The sequence below is a fragment of the Marinobacter sp. R17 genome (genome assembly GCF_003789045.1).
GTDB lineage: Bacteria > Pseudomonadota > Gammaproteobacteria > Pseudomonadales > Oleiphilaceae > Marinobacter_A > Marinobacter_A mangrovi.
In genome coordinates this window covers 63,989-88,476 of the sequence record NZ_RHGZ01000004.1, presented here as the reverse complement: position 1 = coordinate 88,476, position 24,488 = coordinate 63,989, and the positions used below count along the sequence as shown (strand labels likewise).

Annotated in this window: 23 protein-coding genes; 9 read left to right on the top strand and 14 right to left on the bottom strand. The window is 61.9% G+C overall.

Annotation, left to right across the window (positions count from 1 at the left end; genetic code table 11):
- Window positions 1-42 precede the first annotated feature (42 nt).
- Window positions 43-456, top strand: a complete 414-nt coding sequence (locus EB809_RS04575) for a response regulator (RefSeq protein ID WP_123633635.1) — start codon at window positions 43-45, stop codon at window positions 454-456.
- A gap of 169 nt (window positions 457-625) precedes the next feature.
- Here EB809_RS04575 and EB809_RS04570 read toward each other — a convergent pair whose 3' ends face one another.
- Complete coding sequence (locus EB809_RS04570) at window positions 626-898, bottom strand: hypothetical protein (protein ID WP_223807812.1); 273 nt, start codon at window positions 896-898, stop codon at window positions 626-628.
- A gap of 857 nt (window positions 899-1,755) precedes the next feature.
- On the opposite strand from EB809_RS04570, the gene EB809_RS04565 reads away from it, so the two are divergent.
- Complete coding sequence (locus EB809_RS04565) at window positions 1,756-1,992, top strand: hypothetical protein (protein WP_123633634.1); 237 nt, start codon at window positions 1,756-1,758, stop codon at window positions 1,990-1,992.
- A 10-nt stretch (window positions 1,993-2,002) separates the two neighbouring features.
- Here the strand turns inward: EB809_RS04565 and EB809_RS04560 are convergent, their stop codons facing one another.
- Window positions 2,003-2,536: a hypothetical protein gene (locus tag EB809_RS04560; RefSeq protein WP_123633633.1), complete on the bottom strand. Its 534-nt coding sequence runs from the start codon at window positions 2,534-2,536 to the stop codon at window positions 2,003-2,005.
- Window positions 2,537-2,711: 175 nt separating this feature from the next.
- Between EB809_RS04560 and queC the strand changes: the two genes are divergently transcribed.
- Entirely contained in the window at window positions 2,712-3,377 is a 666-nt protein-coding gene (gene queC / locus EB809_RS04555) for a 7-cyano-7-deazaguanine synthase QueC (RefSeq protein ID WP_123633632.1), read from the top strand.
- On the top strand, window positions 3,377-4,033 hold the full coding sequence (queE, locus tag EB809_RS04550; protein ID WP_123633631.1) for a 7-carboxy-7-deazaguanine synthase: 657 nt from the start codon (window positions 3,377-3,379) through the stop codon (window positions 4,031-4,033). Before queC ends, queE begins: the two co-directional genes overlap by 1 nt.
- 476 nt (window positions 4,034-4,509) lie before the next feature.
- Here the strand turns inward: queE and yfbR are convergent, their stop codons facing one another.
- From yfbR to proV, 5 genes are all read right to left on the bottom strand, one after another.
- Window positions 4,510-5,106, bottom strand: coding sequence for a 5'-deoxynucleotidase (gene yfbR, locus EB809_RS04545; RefSeq protein ID WP_123633630.1), 597 nt, complete (start codon window positions 5,104-5,106; stop codon window positions 4,510-4,512).
- Complete coding sequence (locus EB809_RS04540; RefSeq protein ID WP_123633629.1) at window positions 5,107-8,049, bottom strand: DUF748 domain-containing protein; 2,943 nt, start codon at window positions 8,047-8,049, stop codon at window positions 5,107-5,109.
- A 246-nt stretch (window positions 8,050-8,295) separates the two neighbouring features.
- Window positions 8,296-9,285 (bottom strand): glycine betaine/L-proline ABC transporter substrate-binding protein ProX, encoded by a 990-nt coding sequence (gene proX, locus EB809_RS04535; protein WP_123633628.1) that lies wholly within the window; start codon window positions 9,283-9,285, stop codon window positions 8,296-8,298.
- A gap of 35 nt (window positions 9,286-9,320) precedes the next feature.
- Complete coding sequence (gene proW, locus EB809_RS04530) at window positions 9,321-10,451, bottom strand: glycine betaine/L-proline ABC transporter permease ProW (RefSeq protein WP_123633627.1); 1,131 nt, start codon at window positions 10,449-10,451, stop codon at window positions 9,321-9,323.
- 1 nt (window position 10,452) lies between these two features.
- On the bottom strand, window positions 10,453-11,643 hold the full coding sequence (proV, locus tag EB809_RS04525; protein ID WP_123633626.1) for a glycine betaine/L-proline ABC transporter ATP-binding protein ProV: 1,191 nt from the start codon (window positions 11,641-11,643) through the stop codon (window positions 10,453-10,455).
- 560 nt (window positions 11,644-12,203) lie between these two features.
- Between proV and pdxH the strand changes: the two genes are divergently transcribed.
- The 4 genes from pdxH to EB809_RS04505 all read left to right on the top strand — a co-directional run bounded on the left by pdxH (window position 12,204) and on the right by EB809_RS04505 (window position 14,335).
- On the top strand, window positions 12,204-12,839 hold the full coding sequence (pdxH, locus tag EB809_RS04520; RefSeq protein ID WP_123633625.1) for a pyridoxamine 5'-phosphate oxidase: 636 nt from the start codon (window positions 12,204-12,206) through the stop codon (window positions 12,837-12,839).
- Window positions 12,840-12,869: 30 nt separating this feature from the next.
- Window positions 12,870-13,487: a DNA-3-methyladenine glycosylase I gene (locus tag EB809_RS04515; protein WP_123633624.1), complete on the top strand. Its 618-nt coding sequence runs from the start codon at window positions 12,870-12,872 to the stop codon at window positions 13,485-13,487.
- Window positions 13,488-13,574: 87 nt separating this feature from the next.
- A complete protein-coding gene (locus EB809_RS04510; protein WP_123633623.1) occupies window positions 13,575-13,877 on the top strand; it encodes a DUF6482 family protein in 303 nt (100 codons plus the stop codon).
- Entirely contained in the window at window positions 13,874-14,335 is a 462-nt protein-coding gene (locus EB809_RS04505; RefSeq protein WP_123633622.1) for a DUF3429 domain-containing protein, read from the top strand. Before EB809_RS04510 ends, EB809_RS04505 begins: the two co-directional genes overlap by 4 nt.
- 3 nt (window positions 14,336-14,338) lie before the next feature.
- Here EB809_RS04505 and EB809_RS04500 read toward each other — a convergent pair whose 3' ends face one another.
- The 7 genes from EB809_RS04500 to EB809_RS04470 all read right to left on the bottom strand — a co-directional run bounded on the left by EB809_RS04500 (window position 14,339) and on the right by EB809_RS04470 (window position 22,827).
- The gene (locus EB809_RS04500) at window positions 14,339-15,406 is read right to left on the bottom strand and encodes an RNA polymerase sigma factor RpoD/SigA (protein ID WP_123633621.1); all 1,068 of its coding nucleotides are present in this window, start codon (window positions 15,404-15,406) and stop codon (window positions 14,339-14,341) included.
- Between the two features lie 248 nt (window positions 15,407-15,654).
- Window positions 15,655-17,103 (bottom strand): aspartate kinase, encoded by a 1,449-nt coding sequence (locus tag EB809_RS04495; protein ID WP_123633620.1) that lies wholly within the window; start codon window positions 17,101-17,103, stop codon window positions 15,655-15,657.
- 159 nt (window positions 17,104-17,262) lie between these two features.
- On the bottom strand, window positions 17,263-18,531 hold the full coding sequence (gene ectB, locus EB809_RS04490; protein ID WP_123633619.1) for a diaminobutyrate--2-oxoglutarate transaminase: 1,269 nt from the start codon (window positions 18,529-18,531) through the stop codon (window positions 17,263-17,265).
- Window positions 18,532-18,665: 134 nt separating this feature from the next.
- Complete coding sequence (ectA, locus tag EB809_RS04485; protein ID WP_123633618.1) at window positions 18,666-19,187, bottom strand: diaminobutyrate acetyltransferase; 522 nt, start codon at window positions 19,185-19,187, stop codon at window positions 18,666-18,668.
- A 253-nt stretch (window positions 19,188-19,440) separates the two neighbouring features.
- Entirely contained in the window at window positions 19,441-20,397 is a 957-nt protein-coding gene (locus EB809_RS04480; protein ID WP_123633617.1) for a hypothetical protein, read from the bottom strand.
- 1 nt (window position 20,398) lies between these two features.
- Window positions 20,399-21,805, bottom strand: coding sequence for a sodium:solute symporter family transporter (locus tag EB809_RS04475; RefSeq protein ID WP_123633616.1), 1,407 nt, complete (start codon window positions 21,803-21,805; stop codon window positions 20,399-20,401).
- A gap of 53 nt (window positions 21,806-21,858) precedes the next feature.
- Complete coding sequence (locus EB809_RS04470; protein WP_123633615.1) at window positions 21,859-22,827, bottom strand: radical SAM protein; 969 nt, start codon at window positions 22,825-22,827, stop codon at window positions 21,859-21,861.
- Between the two features lie 586 nt (window positions 22,828-23,413).
- Between EB809_RS04470 and EB809_RS04465 the strand changes: the two genes are divergently transcribed.
- A complete protein-coding gene (locus tag EB809_RS04465) occupies window positions 23,414-24,439 on the top strand; it encodes an amino acid ABC transporter substrate-binding protein (protein ID WP_123633614.1) in 1,026 nt (341 codons plus the stop codon).
- Window positions 24,440-24,488 lie beyond the last annotated feature (49 nt).

Here is a 24,488-nt window from a genome sequence, read left to right as displayed (position 1 = left end):
CCCGGTGCCGAAACGAATGATGCCTATTGAGAGGAATTGAGAATGGAAAACCTGCGAGTCCTCGTGGTCGAAGACGAGCCGACCATGCGCGAACTGCTCAAGGACATGCTGCACCAGACCGGCGCCACCATGGTGGTGGATTGTGTCGATGCCGCCAGTGCCCGCAAGCAGTTTGCCGAAAGCAGCTTTCATATCGTGATGCTCGACCTGGGCCTGCCGGACATGGACGGCCATGAGCTGATGCAGGAATTCAAGGCGGCCAACGAACAGCAGCACATCGTCCTGGTGACTGCGGACGACTCCATCGACAGTATCCAGCGCGCGATCAGCGCCGGCGCCAACGGCTATGTGGTCAAGCCCTATTCACTGGAAAAGATTCAGGATGTGGTGAACAACTACGTGATGGTTCACGGCGGGGAAGGTGACGCCCTGCGAGGTATCAGCCGCCATCACTGACGGCTGAGAGGGTGTTGCAAAAGCTACTGCGCTCAACCATACGGCGTTGAAAATCGCCTCAAGGTGCTCATTTACAGCCCGTAAACTGCGCTCTTTCGTCGATTTTCGCCTTGTCTGGCTATCGCTCGCGACGCTTTTGCAACACCCTACTGAGTGCCCGTACCCGCGGTCAGGCGACCTGACGGGCAATCCAGGAATTGTACTTGGTGGCCAGGGCGCGTACATAGCGGGCCTCCTGGCTGTCCATCGTGGCGATCACGCCATTGAAGATCCAGCCGCGCTCGTAAAGACCCAGAACGCTCTGTTCGCTGTCCAGGTTGACGCGCTGGTTGAGCTTCTTGCAGATGGCCTCCAGCAGCGGCAGCTTGGCCGGACGGCGCAGGGCGCCTTGAGGATTCGCTTTGGTTTGCGGGCCGGGGCGGTTGTGGTGCTTTCTCATCATTCTCTCCTTTTTGCTCTATCGCGCGTGCAAAAAAACAAACCCCGATCAGGGCGACCGGGGTTGTTCGAGAGAATCTCGGCCCGGTCGCCCAACGGCTTCCGGGTTTGGGGAAGCCGTTAGAACATGCGCATGACAATGGCGTGGATGCCCGCCTGGTACAGGGCCTGATCCGCGCCTTCGCGGTTGACTGCAAGCTTCGGTTGTCCGTACATCTGAGGCTGACCTCTCCACTGGGTTGCTGAATCGAAACCATAAAAAAAGCCCGGAATCATTGTGCTTCCGGGCTTTTCTGCCACCGGAAGATTCGCACCGCGAATCGCCCGGTTGCGGGGATTCGTCGGTTATTCGGCTTTGCTTCGATTCAATGCAATCACTCGTCGCTGTCTCTGTCTGAACCGGCGCTGTTGGTGCCGGCCAACGGTTGTCCGTTGTCACCTGTTGCCAGTCTATCCGTTCATGGGGACTTTGCAATAGGGCGAAGCGGGCATTTTGTGTCCGCGTCCCGCCAGCCCCGCCCGGGAGGCCGTTTGCGGCAATCCCGTACAGATAACAGGGCCTCCCGGCGCCATACTGCATGTTGTCACGTGTTTACGTTGTGCATTTCATCAGCCCTTATCCACCTACGATGGGTTGGTATGATGAATCTCTCCTTTAATGGCGCAGCCTCTTGGCTGCGTCTTTTTTTTATCCCCGTTTTTATCCTTGGTATTACCTGTACGCTCCCCTCTCGGTTGTTGCGTACTGAGTTCCTCGTACAGCCCTATTCAGGCGCGCGCGCGATAATTAGGACACTATCTTACCGGGTGTTGGCCCGGCAATTCCTGAACTCACAAAACCGAGGTGAAACCGAGAACATCATGTCCGACGACACAGGCCGCATCGTCAAACTGAAATCCCACATCGTCATTGAAGTACTGCTGGTCGTGGCACTGGCCCTTTATTTTGTTCTGGCCAAGAGTCAGGTCGTCGGAACGGACGTGACGTTTACCGCCTTAGGCGCCGCGCTGATGGCGCTGGTGACCTTCTGGACGCTGAATACGGCCGGGGATGTGATTGAGGTCGTCGCCCAGCGCCTGCAGGCGAAAAAGCACTGAATTCCGGGACTCAGGAGCGCGCCGCGCGAACTTCCGCCTTGCGGTGTGCGCCCTGATCCATCACCCGGCGCCAGGTTTCCTGCAGAATCAGGGCATCGTTGGCCGCCCGGTGTACCGGCAGGCCGAGGGACTCGATCACCTGCTGGCGGACTTCCGCCCACAACTGCACCTGGTGGGTGTCGAGGATGGAGGACACCGACTCCAGCACGAACGTCGGCGTAATGCGGGCGGCGCGGAACAGGCGGTGCAGCCAGAAGCTGTCGAACGTCCAGGCATCGCAGTACACCGCATCGCCCAACAGCTCGTTCAGGGCATGGGCGACGTCCCGCACCTCGTGACCTTCCCGGCACAGGGTGTCGCGGCTGATGCCGTGGATGGCCTCGGCGCTGTCCGACCAGTCCTGCCAAAGCACGTGGGGGGCGATCAGCCAACTGTGGAGGGTTCCATCCGGCAGACTGACGCCCACCTCGATCGGGTAGCTGGCGATCAGGTCCAGGCTGGAGGCCTCGAAATCGATAAATGCCGGTGACTCGGAAACGTTCATACTGCGTCGTTCTGGTTGTGTTCTTTTAAGCCTGCCGATGGGGTTGTGTCGGCAGGTTGGATCCGGATGATCCATTGAGTTTAACCGGCCCTGCGACCGGACGCGAACCCATCCTGCCGCGTCCCTGTTACAATTCGTCCATTCCCGTTATTGGCTGTTATGAGGTTGCCCACCTATGTCCCAGAAAGTCGTCGTCATCTATTCCGGTGGCATGGATTCCTTCACGCTGCTGCACCGTGCCCGGGCCGCCGGTTATGAGGTGCATGCGCTGTCGTTCAACTATGGTCAGCGACACGTGCGGGAACTGGAATGCGCCAGGGCGGTGTGCGAACAGCTGGGGCTCCCTCACAAGGTAGTCGATATGTCGCCTATGAGCGACCTGCTCAGCGGCTCGTCGTTGACCGACGACATCGACGTGCCGGAAGGCCACTACGAAGAGGACAGCATGAAGTCCACCGTGGTGCCCAACCGCAACATGATCCTGATCGCCCTGGCCACCGGCTATGCGGCGTCGGTCGGCGCCCAGGCGGTCTGGTTCGGCGCGCACGGCGGGGATCACGCGATCTATCCGGATTGTCGCCCGGAGTTCGTGGAAAAAATGGACGCCGTCTGCCAGATCGCCAACTACGAGCCGGTGCGCGTCGAAGCGCCCTACATGGCGCTCGATAAGGGCGAGATATTGGCCGAAGGCCTGGGCATGAACCTGGACTACAGCCAGACCTGGACCTGCTACAACGGCCGTGACGCCGCCTGCGGCCGCTGCGGGTCCTGCGTGGAGCGCCTGGAGGCGTTTGCCGCCCATGGCCTGCGCGATCCGTTGCCTTACGAGGTCGAGGTCTGATGTACCGGGTCAAGGAAGCCTTCTACACCCTGCAGGGCGAAGGCGCCCAGGCCGGGCGCGCGGCGGTGTTCTGCCGCTTCAGCAAGTGCAACCTGTGGACCGGCCGCGAGAAGGACCGGGCCAGCGCGGTCTGCAATTTCTGCGATACGGATTTCGTCGGCACGGACGGGCAGAATGGCGGCCAGTTTGCCGACGCCGACGCGCTGGCCGATCACATCGCCGCGCTCTGGCCCCACGACAGCGGCCGGCCCTATGTGGTTTGCACCGGGGGGGAGCCGCTGCTACAGCTGGATGAACCGCTGATCGAGGCGTTTCATGCCCGCGGTTTTGAAGTGGGTGTGGAAACCAACGGCACCTTGCCCGCGCCGGCCGGCATCGACTGGCTGTGCATGAGCCCGAAGGCCGACGCCAAGATTGTTCTGGAGCGTTGTAATGAGCTGAAACTGGTGTACCCGCAGCCGCTGGCGATGCCCGAGCGTTTCGAGCACATCCAGGCGGATCATTTTTTCCTGTCCCCGATGGCGTCGCCGACGCTGCCCGAAAACGGGCCGGATCCGGTCAAGCAGAGCAACACGCGCCGGGCGACGGACTACTGCCTGGCGCACCCCCAGTGGCGGCTGACGCTGCAGATGCACAAGATTGTGGGGATTGATTGATTCAGGCGTGGAGGGTCAGAACGTTGTCGTGGCTCCATGGGCAGCCCTGCGGGCTGCTCCGAAGCTGAAGAGGGTGTTGCAAAAGCTTTCGGGTAAAAGCCTCTCTCCCCTGGCGGGAGAGAGGTTTGGAGAGAGGGGGTCGAGGCGAAAGCCTCGCCGGACATAAACGCCTGCTATAGAAGGGCGCCTGACGGCGCCTCCCCCTCTCCCCGGCCCTCTCCCTCGAGGGGAGAGGGAGTGTACGACGCAACTTTTGGAATACTGGGGCTTTTGCAACACCCTCTTCAGCACCGTAGGTTGGGCTGACGCAGGAAGCCCAACAAACCGGGATTGCGCCCGATCTTATCTCGCCAGGACGGTTTTTAAGAATCCATGTCCCAAGGCCTGCCCACGATAACGAGAACGTCCGGTACTTGCCTATTGTTGGGCTTCCTGCGTCAGCCCAACCTACCAGTCGGCGCGCCCTCGCCCGAGACTTAATCCCCCAACAAATGATCCAGCGGCTGGCTGTAGCTGGGCGCGAACACGTCCAGGAAATACTGCACTTCCGGTAGGTCCTCGCTCCTGAGCCGCTCCAGGATCTGCACCGCCGCCGGCTCGAACTCCTTGTTGCCGGCCTGGATCTCGGCCTGGCACTTGAGCCAGGCGGACAGCCGGTCGGCCGCTTTCACCAGGACTTTCACATCGTCATCCCAGCGGGATTCCTTGATGTAGGTGGCAAAGTCCGCCTGCAGGCTCTCGGGGAGCAGATCGAGCAGTTCATCCTCGGCCTTGTGCTCGATCTCGCTGAACGCCTCGCGCATGACGCTGGAGTGGTATTTGACCGGCGTCGGCATATCGCCGGTGATTACTTCGGTGGCGTCGTGGTAGAGGGCCGCCGCAGCGATGTGGTCCGCATCCACCGCGCCGCCAAAGTGACGGTTGCGGATCAGCGCCAGGGCGTGGGCGATGGTGGCGACTTCCCAGGAGTGGGTCGCCACGTTTTCCTCGATCGCGTTGCGCATTAGCCCCCAGCGCTTGATCCAGCGCAGGCGGGCGATGTAGGCGAAGAAATGGCTCAGGCGACGGCTCATCTATCGGGCATCCATGGCGAAGGGCACAATCACGCGAATCGCGTCTTCACCCATCTCGGTCTTGGCGTCCTCGGACGGCGCCAGCAGGAACAGTTGATCGTCGGGAATATCGTACTGGTCCGATAGCTGCTTCTGCAGGATCGCGCCGCGCTGCTGGGCCAGTCGGTTCAGCGCCTCCGGTGGCAGCTGCACGTCTTTGGTCAGGGCGCGGACCAGGGTCGTGACCCACTCGGCGCTGTTGAGCCGGTCGTCCCCGGTCTGTTTGTTGTCGGCCTGCAGCTTCTTGAGGGCCGCCTCGCCCTGCTGGTTGACCACCTGACTCTCCAGGGCGCGGACCCGCTGCTTGCGGTCGACGTCCGCGGTGAGATCCAGCTGGGCATTGAGCCGCTCGGCTTTCAGGGCCAGGCCGTCGATGTCCGGCGCGACCGCGCCACGGACGTTCAGCAACAGCTGCGGCTTGTCGGCCATGGCATCCGCCAGCAGCTTCAGCTTCTTGTCTTCACCCGGCGCCAGGGTGGTGGTGCCGGGCACGAAGGCCACCTGCCCCAGTTCTTCCCCGGAGAAGCCGGCCAGCTCCGCCACTGAACCCAGCATGTTGAACGGTGACGTGGCCGCCTTGGCCAGCAGGTTGATGAAGGCCCGCAGCACCACCTGGCCAACGCGGAATTCGGGATCGTCCAGGTTGCCCGAAATGGGCAGGTCCACATCGATCACGCCATCGGTGTCGCGCAGCAGGGTCAGCCCCAGCTTCACCGGGACGTTCACCGCGTCGTCGCTCTGGACCGACTGGCCCAGGGTCAGCTGGTCCAGCACGATCCGGTTATCCGCCTTGATCTGGGGACCGGTGATGTCGTATTTCAGGTCCATCCGCAGCTTCCCGCTGTCCACCGCATAGCCCAGGTAACGGCCGAAATAGGGCGAGAGTTCGGCCATGGCCATGTTGTCGAGGTTGAGCTCCAGATGGGTGGTGTCTTCCTGCCCCAGGGTGCCGATGGAGCCGTTCATTTTGACATGCCCCCGTTGGCCCAGTTCGCCGCTCATGCGCACGCTGCCCTGCTGTGGCGGTACGTTGCTCAGGCCTTCGATCATGCCGTTGACGTTGCGCATGCCCGTGGTGAAGACCGGTTTGACGGTGCGATCCGCCAGATCGAACTGGCCGTTCTCCAACTCGACCTGGGTCACCCGGAACACGAAGTCCGGCTTGTCCCCCTTGTCTTCCTTGGCGGGCTCTTCGGCGGTGTCCTGTCCGGCCGTGTCACTGCCTTTGATGAGCCCCGAGAGGTTGGTCGAGCCATCGGCGGCCCGCACGATATGGGCATCCGGATCGGTCAGGGTGATGGTGCCGATTTCCAGCCGGCCGGGGTTCAGGTTCAGTTCCACCGGGTTGAGGCGCAACGAGGACCAGCTGAGGATCGAATCGGACTGGCCGGCGCGGGTGAGTTTCAGGTCCTTCACCTGGCCGTTGCCGTTGAAGGTGCCGGTCAGGGCGGGTGTCTGGTCGTCCAGATCCAGTTCCCCTTCGACGTTCAGGGTGCCGCCGGCGAAGGCCACATCGGCACTCTGCTGGACGTAGGGCTGGAACGGCGCCAGGGCAATGCCATCCAGCGACAGGGTGGATTCCAAGGTGAATGGTGCGAGCGTTACCTGCCCTTTGGCTGCAATCTTGCCCGCCTCGCCCGTACGCAGATTCAGGTCGTAGGGGACCGGCTCATCCAGTGCCTGGCTGATTGGCCCCATTTCGGCGTTGATGCCGCTGGCGGTGATGTCGGCCGGCGTCTCCGGCACCGCGTCCTGCCAGTGGACCTCGCTGTCCGCCAGGCGCACGGTATCGATGCGCCAGTTGAAGCCGGTGCCACCGTTGTCGCCACCGGATTCAGCCTGATCGCGCTTGTCCTCTTCCGGCTGGCCGGTGAACGGCTTGATGACATTGATCAGGCCATCCTTGTCGCGACTGACATCGCCTTTCAGTTGATCCAGATCGACCGAGCCGATGGCGAGTGAGCGTTCCCCGAGATTGAACGTGATGCCCTTGACCACCAGCGCGCCCAGGGTGGCGAACGGCGCATCGGCGTCCGGCAGGCCGGCACTGAGGTTGTCGATTCGCAGTTCGCCGTTCTGGGTGACCAGCGCAAATTCGCCGGCGCTGGAGATGGCGTAGTCGGTATCCAGCGACAGGGTGCCCTGGTTGACCACGTAGGGGGCGTACGGCGAGGCGAAGTGCACCAGCGTGGTGTGGCTGATGTCGCTCAGCCGGATGTGGCCGTTGGAGTGGAAAGGCATCAGACCGATGTTGCCGTCCCAGTCGATCTGTTGCTCACCGATGGCGGCCGACAGGGTGTAGTCGCTGGGGTTGCCGTCGTCGCTGAACGTGGCCAGGTCGTTGAGGGTGACGTTCAGCGGCTGGATGTCGAAGGTTTCCGGTTCGCCCTGGCTGTAGTCGCGGAAGCGGACGTTGCCGTCATTGAGCTGAATCTCATGGAAGTAGAGGTGCGGTGGCTCGCTGGAGGCGCTTTGTTCCTCGGGTGGCTCGTCTTTCGCGGGGTGGTTGTGGGTCCAATCCCGCACCAGGTTGACGCCATAGTCCTTGAGCAGATCAACGCGAACGAAAGGTGAGTCCAGCCGGATAGATTCGAAGGCGATGGTGCCGGTGACCAGTCGCCAGACCGTCAGATCCACGTGCAGCTGTTTGGCCGACACGACCGGTTCGCCGTCCGCATCCTTGGCGTCCAGCCCCTCGACATCCAGCGTCATGGTGAACGGGTTGAAGTCGACGTCGGTCACCGAGCCCTCCCAGCCCAGCTGGGTCTTGAGCTGTGCCGGCACCTGACGCTGCAGCCACCAGGGTAATCCGATGAAGCCGGCCAGCGTGTACAGGACCAGCAGCAGGATCAGCCAGAACGAGACCATCTTGTAGATGGGCTTGCGCGCCTTGGGGTCGGCCACGAACTCTCTCCTTGTTATTGCGGGGGCACGGATATTGTCGGTGTGTCATCAGGATGCAGGCAAGCCCCGGACGTCACCAAAACAATGGGATATGTCGAGTATAGAAGCATAGTCCGATGGCAAGGTGACTGTCATTGCTTCGATGGTGGCGTGTCCGGAATGGCCGATTGGGTCATTCGGCGTTATGGATACAGAGGGATGGGGAAAGGGAAAACGGGGTGCCCGCAGGCACCCCGGGGTAGCCGCTTACTCAGCGGCGGCTCGGGCCTGTTCCAGCCAGCCGTTGTAAGTGTCCTGGTGGGCCTTGATCCAGGCTTTGGTGTGTCCCATGATCGCCTGCGACGAGTCTTCGCCGTCGCGGATCTTCATGTTTTCGGCACTCACGTCGTTGACAGGGAGTGTCATGACTTCGAACAACTTCGCAGCGGCGGGGTTTTCTGCAGCCCACTCCTTGTTGGCCACGATCCGCTCGCTGTTGATCTGGAACCCGTAGTTCTTGCCGTTGGGCAGCTCGGTATCGGCGCCGTTCGGGTTGGATGAGAAGGGCACTTCCAGCCAGACCACGTCCTTGCCCGGCACCAGCACACCGGAGACCCAGTACGGTGTCCAGGTGTAGTAGAAGATCGGGTCGCCGTTGTTGTAACGGGTGATGGTGTCGGAAATGATGGCCGCATACTGGCCCTGCTTGTGGGTAATGGAACCGCGCAAATCGAACGCATCGAGCTGGTGCTCGATCACACCTTCGCAGCCCCAGCCGGCCTGGCAGCCGGTGAGATCCGCCTTGCCGTCACCGTCGGTGTCAAACAGCTTGGCGATCTTGGGGTCCTTGAAGTCGGCAATGTTGTCGATGCCGTACTTGTCGGCGGTTTTCTTGTCGATCAGGTAGCCCTGTGCTGCGCCTTCGATGTACTGCCCCTTGCGGTAGAACGCATCGTCTCCGCCGGCGTTCTTGTACATGGTGTTGTGTAGCGGATCCCAGTTGACCGCCATGAACGTGGCATCACCGTTGGCGATGGAGGTGTAGCCGGCGCTGTAGTCGACTTCCTGGATGTCCTTGACGTCGTAGCCCAGGTCACGCAGGGCTTCGTCAACCAGCATGGTCTGGAAGGTTTCCTCGGCGATCGGGCTCTGGACGGCCTGGACGGTCACGCCCTTGCCGGGCATGTCCTCAGCCTGTGCGGCCAGTACGACACCGCCGGCCAACAGCGCGCCTGTCAGTGCTTGTTTGAGAGTCATTTAATTCTCCTCCTGCTTCGGGTTTAAAGCCTTGTTCAGGCTTCTTTCTTCTTTTTTACCAGTGAGTAGATCAGCCCCACGGGGCCGGATTCGTACCAGTGACGGGTCCCCCGATTCCGGGAGTCCTGGCCCAGTGCCTGGGTCATGCGATCCAGGATGATGGCCATGATGACAATGCCGATGCCGCCGACGGTGGCCAGGCCGATATCCAGCCGGCCGATGCCCCGCAGGACCATCAGCCCCAGGCCCGGAACGGCAATCATCGAGGCAATGACGACCATCGACAGGGCCAGCATCAGCGTCTGGTTCACGCCGGCCATGATCGTGGGCATCGCCAGCGGCAGCTGGACCTTGAACAACAGCTGACGGGAATTGGCGCCGAACGAACGGGACGCTTCCACCAGGTCCGACGGCACCTGCCGTATCCCCAGGTTGGTCAGGCGGATCACCGGTGCCACGGCAAAGATGATGGTGACGATGACGCCCGGCACGTTACCGATGCCGAACAGCATGACGATGGGCACCAGGTAAACGAACGCCGGGGTGGTCTGCATGGCGTCGAGAATCGGGCGGATGACGCGGGATACGGTGTCGCTCTTGGCCATCCAGATGCCGGACGGGATCCCGATGATCATGCAGAACAGCACGGAGGTGATCACCAGCGACAGGGTGGTCATAGCCTCGTGCCAGGCCCCGATGGCGCCCATGGCGGTCATGCCGACCATCGCCGCAATGGCCAGCCGGATGCCGGCCAGCTGCCAGGCCACCAGGCCGAACAGGATGATCATGACCACCGGTGGCACGCTGAGCAGCGTCGCATCGAAGAAGCCCAGGGCCAGATCCACCGGCTGTTTGACCAGCTGGAAGAACACCCGGAAGTTGTCGACGATCCAGTCGATGCCGTGTTCGACGCCACCCTGGATGTCGAACCATTCGGTCTGGAACGGGTGGGCCAGGGTGTTGTGGACCACGTCCACCTGGTCGGCGCCGTTCAGCCAACTGGCACCGCCGTCGCCGCCGGCATCCGCGCCGCCACTGGCCGCACCCCAGGGATTGCTGGCATCGCCGCCGGAGCCCTGTTGTTGGGTCGCGTCGGCCCAGGGGTTGGCGCCGCCCGTGTCCTGGGGAGCGGTATCGCCTGTCTGTGTGGTGTTGTTATCCGCCATGTTATTCGCCCTCCCGATCCAGAGCCTGCAGCAGCGCTGCTTTTGAAATGACACCCAGGTAGTGACCGTTCTCGTCGACGACCGCCAGGCCACAGGGGGCTTCGGCCACCGGTCCGATGACGTCGGTCAGGGGGGTGGAGGCGTTGATCGGATCAATGTCGGGCAGCAGGGCATCGCTCACGCGCTGACCGTTCTTTTCCGCCGCCTGGAGGGAATCCAGCGACACCACGCCGTGATACACCTGGTCCGGGCTGACCACGTAGCCGAAGTCACGCTCGTTGTGGCGCAGGCGCTGCACGGCGGCCGGAATGCCGGCCCCTTCGCGCTCGATGACGGTCACCTGTTTCTTGGTGGCCACGTCCTTGGCGGAGAGCACGGTGGACACGTCGACGCCCCGGAAGAAGGAGCGCACGTAATCGTCGGCCGGGTTCTTGAGAATCTCGTCAGGTGTACCGACCTGGACCACGCGACCGCCTTCCATGATGGCGATGCGATCGCCGATGCGCATGGCTTCGTCCAGGTCGTGGGAGATGAAGATGACCGTGCGCTTGGAGTCTTTCTGCAGCTTGACCAGTTCGTCCTGCATTTCGGTCCGGATCAGGGGGTCCAGTGCCGAGAAGGCCTCGTCCATCAGCATGATCTCGGGATCATTGGCCAGCGCCCGGGCCAGGCCCACGCGCTGCTGCATGCCGCCGGACAGTTCGTCGGGATAGCTGCGGGCGTTGGCCTCGAGACCGACCTGCGCCAGGGCCGCCCGGGCCCGCTTGTGGCGCTCGTCGCGCGGTACACCGGACAGCTCCAGGCCGAATGCGGCGTTGTCGATTACGTTCATGTGGGGCATGAGGGCGAAGGACTGGAACACCATGCTCATCTTTTTGCGGCGCAGTTCGTTGAGCTCGGTTTCCGAGAGAGAGGAGATGTTCTGGTCGCCGACCCAGACCTCACCGTCGGTGGGCTCGATCAGGCGATTAAGCAGACGTACCAGGGTGGATTTGCCGGAACCGGAAAGCCCCATGATGACGAAGATCTCCCCTTCGTAGATCTCGAAGGAGGCATCCATGACGCCGAGGGTCATACCCGTTTGTTTGAAGATGTCGGCCTTGCCAACGCCCTGTCTGACCAGGGCCATTGCCTCTTCCGGGTTATCCCCGAAGACCTTGAAGAGGTGTTTGATAACAACTTTTGGTTTCATTCAGGTGGTCCTGCGAGGCTCGCGGCCTTCTACCCCATGATTTATTCAGTATAGTAAAAATTTGAAATCCCACTCATACACGCATCTTCCTTCCCTGGAAAAACTGTTCTGCACGCTATCAAAGCCTAAAATCAAAGGCTAGAACGGTATGTCGGTTCGGCATACATAACAGATTAGGCAATTCCCGCTCCATTATCCGGCCCCGAAAAACCTTTGGCATCTAAATAATGACCTGGATCAAGTTGGGTGGCAGGCTGATGCGACGATCGCGACATACCATCAGGCCACACATCGCCGTATCATGAGGACCCGCAACGCATCGCCGGGTGTCGTTCGGGGTTGAAGGGCCGTTTTCGGTCGTGCCGGGCCCGGGATGCATCCTGTTCCGGAAAGGAGCAACGGCCATGCCAGCCAATTGCGGCGTGGCGGGGCGTGAACCGGCGGTGGCCGTCTGCGCGTATGTTTCAGGCGGACGACAGCCGCCTGCATCCGCCGGTGGTGCGGCGATCGAATGTATGGGTAACAGGCCTGGGCGAGACAGGTCGCGATGGGACGACATTATGGATATCAGTGACATGCGCCGGGATTTCGAGTCCGAGGGGCTCGATCGTGATCAACTGGATGCGGATCCGGTGCGCCAGTTCGAAACCTGGTTCAACCATGCCCGGGAAGCGGGCGTGCTGGAGCCCAATGCACTGTCGTTGAGCACCGTTGGTGCCAACGGGCAGCCCGGCTTGCGGACCGTGTTGCTGAAGTATTTCGACGGCGCCGGCTTTGTGTTCTACACCAATTATGGGAGCCGCAAGGCTCACGAACTGGCCGAGAATCCCCGCGCGGCCATGTTGTTCCCCTGGCTGGCCCTGAATCGTCAGGTGATCATCCAGGGCGCGGTGGAGAAGGTCAGCAAGACCGAGTCGTTGCGCTATTTTTCATCCCGGCCACGGGGCAGCCAGATCGGTGCGTGGGTGTCCGAACAGAGCCAGGCCATCACCTCGCGCGGGCTGCTGGAGCAGAAGGTCGCGGAGATGAAGCAGCGCTTCCAGAAGGGTGAGGTGCCGTTGCCGTCGTTCTGGGGCGGCTACCGTCTGGTCCCTGAACGGTTTGAATTCTGGCAGGGGCGGCCCAGTCGACTGCACGACCGCTTCGAATACGTGCGTGACGACGGCCATTGGCGCATTCAGCGGCTGCAACCGTAGCCAGGACAAAACTGTTGGAAAGGAGTCGGTATGGACGCAGACAACCGCTGTGGCTGGTGTGGCACGGATCCGCTCTACGTCGATTATCACGACAACGTTTGGGGGCGCCCGGTCTCCGATGATCGGGAGCTGTTCGCCAAGCTCTGCCTCGATGGCCAGCAGGCCGGACTGAGCTGGATCACCATCCTGCGCAAGCAGGGCAACTACGAGGCGGCGTTCGACGACTTCGACCCGGAGAAGATCGCCCGCTACGACGACGCCCGCATTGCCGAGCTGCTGCAGGATCCCGGCATTGTCCGCAACCGGCTCAAGGTGCAGTCCATCGTCAAGAACGCCCGGGCCTTTTTGGCGTTTCCCGAGCAGGGCCAGTCGTTTTCCGAGTTCCTCTGGTCGTTCGTGGACTACCGACCCATTCAGGGCGCCTGGCGCGAGCTGTCCGACGTGCCGGCCACGACGCCCGAAGCCGAGGCGCTTTCCAAAGCCCTCAAGAAACGCGGGTTCACGTTCGTCGGGCCCACCATCGTCTACGCGTTCATGCAGGCCGTGGGCATGGTGAATGACCACCTCTGGCACTGTCCCCAGCATCTGGTCTGTGCCGAACTGGCCGACGACGCGTCATTTCCCCGACCGGATTCGTCGGCCGTCTGATCCTATCCCGCCGGTCCGGCGTATGTCTTCGCAGGTTTTACACGCAACGCCGGGTGCAGCTTGTCTGGCCCGATGGAGGGTATAAACGTGCGTATCACGCTGGAAGAACTCAGGCAGCGGGGCAACCCGCAGATCGATCTGCTTGAGCTGTTATCCCTCGAAGGTCAGTTCTACATGGCGAGACTGCATCTGGAAGACGGTATGCAGGTGCTGTCCGACGACCAGGGCAAGACGCGTCTTCTCAAGAGTGCCTGGCAGGCGCAGGATCTGCTGGGCTCGTTCGATGTGAAGCGCACGGAAGTCGTTCATGCCTCCGCCTACGACGAGATGGTGGGGCTGGACGCCCCCGCCGAGCCAATGCGCATTCGCGTTCAGGACCGCCGCTCATGATTGCGGTTGCTCGACTGGCCACCGCCATCGGCCTTGCCGGTCTGGTGCCGTTCATCTTCGGGGCACTGGCGATCATCCTCTGGCCGGCCGCTGAAGCATTGTGTGTGAAACTGTTCTATATCTACAGCGCCGGCGTATTGGCGTTCATGGCCGGCGTCTACTGGCCGATCGCCCTGCAGCTGGAGCAGCGCTGTTTTCCCTTGTCCCCTATCTGGACGCTGGTGATCAGCCAGCTGTTCTTCCTCACCGCCGGTCTGGCTTTGTTGCTGCCACTGGCGGCACAGACCGTGGTCTATCCCCTGGCCTACCTGATCCTCTACATCGTGGATGTGCGCTGGATGCGCCTGTATTGGCCGGGGTGGTACCGTCGGCTGCGCATGGTGCTCACCCTGGTGGCGTGCCTGTGCCAGATCCTGGCTGCCGTGTGGCTGCTGGCGGCGCCGGCGGTCAGCGCCTGAGCTTCAGTTGCCAGCCAGGCTGGCCAGATTGGCGTACTGGGACCGCAGCTTGGCCAGCGCACCCTTCTCGATTTGACGAACCCGCTCGCGGCTGATGCCCAGATGCTCGGAGATGCTTTGCAGCGTTTCCGGCTCGGGCAGCCCCAGGCCAAAGCGGCGGCACAGGATGTCCCGCTCCCGGTCCGTCAGGTTGGACAGGATATCATCCATCAGACGTTGCTGATCGCGAGGCACCAGCGCCAGGTCCGGCTGGGTGTGGTGGGCTTCCGACGCCAGTGCGTCGCCCAGGCGGATATCCTCGCTGTCACTGAGCGGCGTCTCCGTGGACACTTCCGGCACGGACAGCCCGCGCAATTCTTCGACCCGTTCCGGCGTGGTATCCAGGTGGCTGGCCAGCTCCCGGGCCGACGGCGCCTGACCGGAGGCCTGTTGCAGCTTGTGGGTGGCGGCCTGCAGGGCGCGGATCTCATCCACCACCTGTTCCGGCGTGCGCACGATGCGGCGCCCGCGCTTGAGGCTGCGCCGGATCTCCTCACTGATCCACCAGTAGGCGTAGGTGGAGAGGCGGAAGCCCTTGTCCGGGGCGAAGCGTTCCACCGCCTTGATCAGGCCGATGTTGCCGTCCTGGATCAGGTCCGTCAGCGGTATTCCGCGGTTGACATGGCGTCGGGCCAGGTGGACCGCCAGTCGCAGGTTGCTCTCGATCAGGGTGCGGCGGCAGGCCAGCGCCAGACGAACCGCCCGACGCGCGTGGGGGGATCTGAAATCCGCTTCGCTGTGGCCATCCAGCACATCACGTAATGTGCGTGGCGTTCCGGGAGGCAGCTGACGATGGGTTTCCAAGACGCGCAAGGCCCGATTGAGTCGGGTGCTCAGCCGGCGCTCGGCGCGTTCCCCCAGCAGGGAATGATGGGCGGCATCGCGGAAATAATGGGAGATCAGCGACAGGCTGTCGCCGCCGCTGTCGGACGCCGGCAGCGCCTCGGGCGCGCGGGCCGGTTGTTCCGCGAAGTCCAGGTCGTCAGTGTGTTCCGCCGATACGGGGCGGTCGGGCCAACGGGTATCTCGCATCGTCTGAGGGTTCCGGTTGGAATGTACCCGTATGTACGACGATCGTGAGCCGGCGGATTGAACCGAAGAGACAGGAAGCGGCGAGATGGACGCCGTCGCAAAAGGTGATCGGAACCGCCCGAAATTCGCAGTTCAGGCGGCCCGATCAGGAGGCAAGACATCCTCCATTACCGGAGCCAGGGCGACCGTTCCCGGCCCCGATAATTCTGTCAGCCCAGGGCGGGCCCGTTGTCGGGTCCCGGGGCTCTTCAGCCGACCGCTGCAACAATGGCGTATTCGTGGTTATGCGGCTCGATGAGGGTGGCGTGCAACTTGGCGATCGCCTTCTCGTAATGGTCCTCGTCGATGATGAACTGCATATCCACCTGACGCATGCACTGGTGCAGCGCGACGATGCTGATTTCCTCTTCCGCCAGGGCGGTCACGGTCTTGGCCAGGATGCCCGGCACCTGCATGTCGCTGCCGATGGCCGAGACCACCGCCAGCTTGCGGGTGGCGATTTCCGCGTTGGGGAATTCATCCTGCAGGGCGCGAACCACACGCTTGACGTGCTTGAGGGTGCTGTCCACGTAGTGCGTGATCGTATTGGCGTTGGTGTCCTTGGTGACACAACGCACCTTGAAGCGGCTCAGCACGTCCAGGATGCGGCGGTCGGAACCCGGATCGCCCTGCATGTCCTGGTCAAACACTTCGATCGCAAACACGCCCTTGCGGCCGGCGATGATTTCCACCTGCGGCTTCTCGCTGATGTAGTCGCGGGTGATCAGCGTCCCGGTGTGCTCCGGCTCGAAGGTGTTCTTCACCCGCAGCGGGATGTCGTTCTGGCGCAGGCCTTTACCGGCCCGGGGGTGAATCGCTTCCATCCCCAGGTTGGCCAGCTGGTCGGCCACGTCGTAGTTGGTGCGGCCGATCGGCACGACCTTGTCCTCGCCGACGATCTTGGGATCGGCGGAACTGAGGTGATATTCCTTGTGGATCACCGCTTCGGCGGATTCCGTGATGACCGCAATGCGGCTGAAGGTCATCTCGCTGTAGCCGCGGTCGAAGGTCCGCATGAGGCCTTCCTCGCACTGGGCGTAGCCGGTGCAGATGGGCAGCTCGCGGCTCAGGTCGACGTTGTCGAACGCCTGCTTCAGCTTCTCGTCCAGCGGCAGCAGTTCGTTGTCGCGCCAGCCGGTCAGGTCGACGAAACGGGCATTGATGCCTTCGGCCTGCAGCTTCAGTGCCGTGTTAAAGGCGCTGTGGGCTTCGCCGATGCCGGCCAGCATTTCGCGCACGGTCAGCAGGTGCTCTTCCAGCTGGAACTGGCCGTAGGAGCACAGGCGCTGGAGGTCGATCAGGCAGCCGCGGACGCCTTCGATGCGGTCCACGATAAACTGGTCGGCCTGCTGCTTGAGCATCGGGTCATCGAACAGTTCGCCGTTGAAGTCGGTCAGGAACTGGGTCAGCTTGCTGAGGTCGTCGCCCCAGGCCCAGTCGGATTCGGCGTCAGCAAACAGGGCGTAAACGCCCGGCTCACCGGTCTTCTTGTGCTCCAGCAGCTCATCGGTCACGCCGCCGTAGGCGGAAACCACGAAAATACGCTGGTAGAGGTCGTCGGCGCTGCGATCACCGACAATGATGTTGTCACGTACGGCTTGGTAGTCGCTCATGGACGTACCGCCGATTTTTTCTACAGTGTGCTGTTGGCTAGTCATGATTCTGATCTTCGGTCGCTTCTGAATGGGCGCCGGGAGTGTTAAAGCGGGAGGGCCGTCGCGCCTGACGGCGTCCCGGCCGGAGGCGGCCCTCCCGAGGGATGACGAGGCGCGCCTACACGCGCCTGCCGTCCCTCTCGGCTTCCTGCACTGCCTGGATCAGGAGGCTTCGCTCATGTCTTCCTTCATGATCTCTTCCACGCTTTCCTTCAGCAGGGACAGACCTTTTTGCAGGTCTTCCTCACTGATGGTAAGCGGCATCAGGCACTTGACGACTTCGTCGTCCGGACCTGCGGTTTCGATAATCAGGTCTTTCTTGAAGGCGCGGGCCGAAATCTTGCCGGCCAGGTCGCCGTCACGACAGGCGATGCCCTGCATCATGCCACGGCCCTTGAGCTTGAACTCGCCCTTGAATTCATCGGCGATCGCTTTCAGGCCAGCGTTCAGGATGCCTGCCTTTTTCTTCACCTCATCGGCGAAGCTGTTGTCTTTCCAGTAGGTCTCCAGCGCCGCCTTGGCGGTGGCGAAGGCCATGTTGTTGCCGCGGAACGTGCCGTTGTGCTCACCGGAGGTCCACACGTCCAGTTCACGCTTGAACAGCACCAGGGCCATCGGCAGACCGTAGGCACTCAGGGACTTGGACACCGTCACGATATCCGGCTTGATGCCTGCGAATTCAAAGCTGAAGAACTCGCCGGTACGACCGTTACCCGCCTGGATGTCGTCGACGATCAGCAGGATGTCGTGCTTGCGGCACAGCTTCTCGAGCTTCTGCAGCCACTCGGCGCTTGCGGCATTCAGACCGCCTTCGCCCTGAACCGCTTCGACAATCACAGCGGCCGGCAGTTCGATGCCGGAAGAACCGTCGCTCAGCATCTTGTCCATCACGGCGATGGTATCAACGTCGTCGCCCAGGTAGCCGTCGTACGGCATGAAGTTCACGCCGCCCAGCGGAACGCCGGCACCGCCACGGTGGTGCTTGTTACCGGTGGCCGCAACCGCGCCCAGGGACACGCCGTGGAAACCGTTGGTGAAGGAAATGATGGTGTCACGACCCTTCACCTTGCGCGCCAGCTTCAGCGCCGCCTCGACACAGTTGGTGCCGGTCGGGCCGGTGAACTGCATCTTGTAGTCCAGGCCGCGCGGCTCAAGGATGTACTGCTTGTACGCTTCCATGAAGTCGTGCTTGGCCGTCGTGAACATATCAAGACCCTGGCTGACGCCGTCGTTCTCAATGTACTCCAACAGAGCCTTCTTCAGGATGTCGTTGTTGTGACCATAGTTCAGCGAGCCCGCGCCTGCGAGGAAGTCGAGGTAGGCTTTGCCGTCCTCGGTGTACAGGTGTGCGTTCTTGGCCCGGTTGAAGATCACCGGGAAGGCACGTGAATAAACGCGGACTTCGGATTCGGTCGTCTTGAAAAGTTCCATTGTCTTGCCTCTTAGCATGTCAGGTTCGAGGTGAATGCAACGCCGGTCGCGTGTGCTCGGTCGCCCAGGGGACACGGCGCTGCGGGGAATACCGCCCCGGCAGGCCCGGCCTGCCGGAGGCGTCGGCGCGCTTCCTAGCCGTTTACAGGCTGGGTGAAGGGGCCGATACGGAGCAGGAATTCTGAGTCGTGATGGCCGCCAAAGTGGGCCTCCTTCTCAAAATGCTCGGTATAGGTGAGCTCAGCACCGAGATCACGGGCGAACGAGCGGAACAGCGCCCAGGACGCTTCGTTATCTGCGGTGATCGTGGTCTCGAGATGAGATACGTTCTTGCACGCATCCCGGCTCACGATCGCCTTGAGCATCCGCTTTGCCAGACCCTGGCCGCGTCCCTTTTCATGGACGGCGACCTGCCAGACAAAGACGGTCTCAGGCTGCTGAGGAGGAATATAGCCGGAGATAAAGCCAACCAGATCGCCATCCTTTTCGGCAGCGACGCCGGTTTCGGCGAAGTGGCTGCATTGCAGCAGGTTGCAGTAAATCGAATTCGGATCCAGCGGCGGACACTCAGCCACCAACTGGTGGAGCCGGAAGCCATCATCCTTGTTTGGAGTACGAAGGGTGATGGCGGTTGTATTCGAACCTTCAGTGGTCATAACGGTGTTGGGCACTCAGTCATTTAGAGTTGAATTCATTCGAAAGGGCTTAAACGCCTGTTGTTACCGCGTAAGGGCCTTTCGATCGCCTATAAGCCGCTGAAATAGAAACAATAATGGCGGCTCGGCGCTAATCTTTAGAGTTGTAATTATATAGACCTCGAAAGAAAAATCAAACCGGGACGGGTTGCCAACAGCGACAGTTGCAACCGGAAAACGGGCGTAATCCCAATGCTGGCAAGGGCTTGGCCGGCTAAAGATTGATCTGCTCAGGCCGCAATGCCGTCCCCTCAAGGATGCGCCGTCTGTATGACAGATTGGCGTCGGTGCCTTCCGGCCACCAGGTCGAGAATCGGTTCATCCACGGATCGAAGGGAAAGGCCACCGGCAGCAGGGAGAGCGCCAAGGGGCCCTGCATGACCTGCGCCACCGGTTGGATACACGGTGCAAGATTCGCCGGCGCGATGCGTGTGATCAAACCGCGCGTGTCCTGTTGGAAGTTACCCATGCCGGCCGCACCGTTGTTGATGACGGTGCGTGTTCCGCCGTCCTCGACAGACCGTTGCCACAGTGCGGGCAGGCAGGTGTGGGTACCGGCGAAAACATCGGCGCCGGTGAGCCTGAACCAGTCCGCAACCCGGGCATCGTGATCCGGGCGCGCGAGGTTTTCGTGGGCCAGCCCCCAGCCGGCCAGGGATTCCGGGTCGCCATGCAGAATCAGCAGGATCTGGCCGGCCATCTCGTAACAGCGCCAGCGGGGGGCTGCCGCGAGTCGTGATTGCAGGTCGGGAAAACGGGCCGCTACGGATTGCAGGCGCGCCATGATGCGGTTGGAGCGTTCCACGACGTCCTGGTCGACAAAGTCCGGATAGGCGCAACCGCAACCCGCCTCCGGGCTGGGATGCGCCAGCTCGTACTCCACGTTGCCGAGGATCACGTCGTGATTCAGGACGCGTTCGTTCAGGCGGGCAAACGTCTCGGGGTCGGCGTTGAACCAGTTGAAGTCGCCATTGAACACCAGCCGCACCCGGTAACCGGCCGCCTGTTCCTCGGCGGCCATCCGCTCAAGGGTGTCCAGCGCCTCCGGATTGCCGTAAAGCCCGCCAATCACATAAAGCACATCCGCATCGACCGGCTGCGGGTCGGCGCACAATGGCTCGGGCCGATACCGGTAATGGATCGGACAACTCCGGCCGGGCGCCTCCGTCATGTCATGAGACTCCGCTGGAGACCGGCGTGCGGCCCAGCAGCCGCTGCACCAGGATCGGCAGGAAGAATCCGGCGGTGCAGATCAGGATGCCCCAGGCGTTCACCCCCAACAGCGCCGCGTACTGGCCGTTGCCGATGGACCAGCTCTCCGGGATCAGACCCAGGGCGAGGCCCAGGCCCAGCGCGATGCCGGTCCAGAAACTGAGGTGGAAACTCCAGGGTGACCAGCGGGTGAAGCCATAGAACAGGAACACCGGTGCCAGGCCCATCACCATGGTGCCGGAGATGGTGGTCGCCTTGAGGATGTCGGTGCCGGCAAACATCGGCAGGTTGCCGAGAATCGCGAAGGCCACCATGACCACCGCGCCCACGCGCATGTTGGGCAGCCGGTCGGCGGAACGCTTCGCCAACTGTGGCAAATCTACGGCAATGGACTTGGACAACGACGTAAAGGTGGAGTCCAGGGTCGAGCCGGCGGACGTCATCATCACCACGCTCATAAAGAACAGGGCCGTCAGACCGGCGGCAGCGCCCACCGCGGCGGGGGCGTTACCGTTGGCGGCAATGCCGTGCAGCTGGGCATGAACGCCCACCAGGCTGAAGACAAAGACCGCCACAAACCCCAGCAACCCGGCGACGACAAAGCTCTTCAGCATGGTCTTTTCCTTGTTCACGAAGCCGCGGTCGGTCAGCACCGGATCGTGGAAGGGATAGCTGAAGATCTGCAGTCCGGCCACCAGCAACAGATCGGCGCCGGCGTCGAGTTTGAATTCGCCGGTGGTCAGCAGGGTGCCCGTATCGTTGGCGGGAACGATCAGGAACAGCACCGCCGCGACGAAGAACACGAACAGGATCGCCTGGATTACATCGGTAAAGATGGAGCTGCGCAGACCGCCCTTGAGGCTGTAGGCCAGCGTGAAGGCGGTGAACAACATGGCGGCGGCGTAGTAGGCGGTATCGCCGGGCAGGCCAAAGTAACCGCCCACCACGGCGGTGTTGCTCCAGACTTCGTTATAGAGGCGAATCAGGATGGCGGCGGCAAAGCTGACCGCAGCCAGTCGACCGAAGCGTGAGGTCAGGAATTCCTGCAGGCTGCGGGCGCCGGTCTGGGTGCGGATCAGGTAGATGATGTAGCCGGCGACGGGAATGGACAGCCAGTAGGTGGCGTAGGCCAGCCCGCCGACCACGCCATAGGCCGCCCCCAGGTTGGCGGCATTGGTCACCGACTTGGCGAAAATCCAGCTGATAAAGATGCTGGCGGTCAGTGACCACTGACTCACGGGTTTCCCCCGATCGTCCGCGCCCTTATAGAAGGACGCGGCATTCCGGCTGCGTGGGGACAGCGCGTACATGATGATCCCGTAAACCACCAGAAAGCCCCAGAACAGGCCCGCTTCAGCAAACGACATGGGTGACAGGTTCCTTTTTCAATGGTTGTTTGTCGGGCCCGTGTGTCGCCCGGTTAGGATCCGGCCGGGGCGCTGCAGCTGGCGCCGAAACGGTAGCAGGCAAAACAGCGGTGATGTCGCAGCATGATGCGCGTGTCCATGCTTTCCCGCAGGCTGCCGCCCAGGTCGTAGTCCGGATCGTCATCTACCAGCGTGCAGGCATAGACCCGGACCTGATCGCCCTGCTTCACCAGCATCCGCGTGTAGGTGCACATAAAGTGGGACCGGCTCTCCCGGGTCGGGTATTTCTCCATGCAGGTTTCGGTGATTTCGGGGCTGCCGTCTTCGGCGCCCGGTGTGCCGAAATCCGGAAACGCCGTGAAGGCAAGATCCTCGGGAATGCCGGCCTCGCGAAAAATGGCGCGGAAGGCTGCTTCCACCTGCTCCGGGTCTTCGTTGGCGTCGGACTGGCGGGCAATCGAAACCGCAAAGCCGTTTTCGTGCAGCCAGCGGATGCCTTCCAGCGCCTTGTCGAAACTGCCCTCGCCCCGGTCCACGTCGTGCCGGGCCCGGTCCGGGAAATCGAGGCTTACGCGGAAAAGGATCGGATAGGGATTGTCCCGCAAGGGCAACAGCTGATGAGTTCGCTTGAGCAGCGGATCGGTGGCGTTGGTCAGCACGAAACAGGGCCGGTGCTGGCTGGCGTAGTCCAGGATATTGACGAAGTCGCGAATGACGAACGGCTCACCGCCGGTAAAGGAAAACTGCTCGACGCCCATGTCCAGCGCTTCGTGGATAAACGGGCGCACGTCGTCCAGAGTCATGCCGGGAATGCGGCCGTCGCCGGGATGCGAGCCTTCCAGGCAGAACGGGCAGGCCAGGTTGCAGGCCGTGCCGGTGTGGATCCACAGCTCGGTCAGTTGGTCCGCGTCGATGTAGCCGCGCGGATCGCCGTTCCGGGTGTGGGTCCAGCTGTCTGGATGGCGCGGCGAAACCAACTCCGTGGCCGGAATGCGTTGAGCGGTGCCGGCAAGTATGGTCATGGTGTCTCCGTCATTGGCGGCGAGGATGGTTGGATGGTGTCCACTATGGACCCCGCCTCGCACGCGAAAGTCACAAAGTTATAACGATTTCATCGCAGACCGGGCGCCCCTGTCCACGGGAAACGTTGGAGTATGCAGCATCTACGTCGGAAAACCGGGACAGGATGCATGGAGCCGGTGCACTGTCTATGTGCAAGTTGTGCCGGAGGGTTGGAAACCGGCTCAACGCCCATGGTCGGTGCCGTCTGTTGGGGGGGGGCGGTCTCGCATCGCAGCGGTGAGTCGATCGAACGGCCGCCATGGCGGGCCGGAACAGGCGGGCGTCGGCTTTCGACCAATGTTTATGTCACCAATTCGGTGCAATCCTGCTTTTTCTCCTATCCTGTATTCAGACCGCCAACGAGCCGGCACCGATTCTGTGCGCACTATTGTGAGGCAGAAATCGCCGGATGCGGTCCGATAGAGCAGTGGTTTTGCGCGATAGCGTCGAACAACGACAACAAAATCAACAACCTGCAAAGCTTGGCTTGGGCCTTGCTCGTGCGGGGTTGCTATGCACACAACCGATATTCGGAGACAACTCATAATGAAAAAACTGATCACACTCGCTGCAGGTACGGCTACGCTGCTGAGCGCGCTGATGGCAGGTAACGCCATGGCGGCGACAACCTTGAAGGCTGTTCAAGACAAGGGTCATCTCCAGTGTGGTGTTACCTCCGGTCTGCCGGGGTTTTCCCAGCCGGATGATAAGGGCCATTGGACCGGTATTGACGTCGACACCTGTCGCGCAGTGGCTGCTGCCATTTTCGGCGATGCCGACAAGGTGCAGTTCACGCCGCTGACGGCGAAGGAGCGTTTCACTGCGCTGCAATCCGGCGAGATCGATATGCTCTCGCGAAACACCACCTGGACCCTGACCCGTGACGCCTCCCTGGGTCTGAACTTCACCGGCACCAACTACTACGACGGTCAGGGTTTCCTGATCAAGAAAGACATCGGCGTGACCGATGCCAAGGAACTGAACGGCGCCACCGTCTGTATCCAGGCCGGTACCACCACCGAGCTGAACCTGGCGGACTACTTCCGTGCCAACGACATGGAATTCAAGCCGATCGTGTTCGATACCTCCGAGCAGACGGTTCAGGGCTTCGCAGCCGGCCGCTGTGACGTACTGACCTCCGACCGTTCGCAGTTGGCGGCCCTGCGCTCCAAGCTGGCGGATCCGTCCAGTGCTGTGATCCTGCCGAACACCATCTCCAAGGAGCCGCTGGGCCCGGTGGTGCGTCAGGGTGACGACCAGTGGTTCAACATCGTGAAGTGGGTCCTGTTCGCGCAGATCAACGCCGAGGAACTGGGCGTGACGTCTGAAAACGTGGATGACATGAAAAAGTCCGACAACCCGAACATCCAGCGTCTGCTGGGCACCGATGGTGACATGGGCGAGAAGCTGGGCCTGCCGGCTGACTTCGGCTACAAGGTCATCAAGGAAGTGGGTAACTACGGCGAAATGTACAACCGTAACGTCGGACCGGGTACGCCCCTGGATCTGGACCGTGGTCTGAACGCGCTGTGGACCGAAGGCGGCATCATGTACGCGCCGCCGATGCGGTAAATCCTGAGAGCAGCTGTGAAGCCGGCAGGGTGCGTCCCTGCCGGTTTTG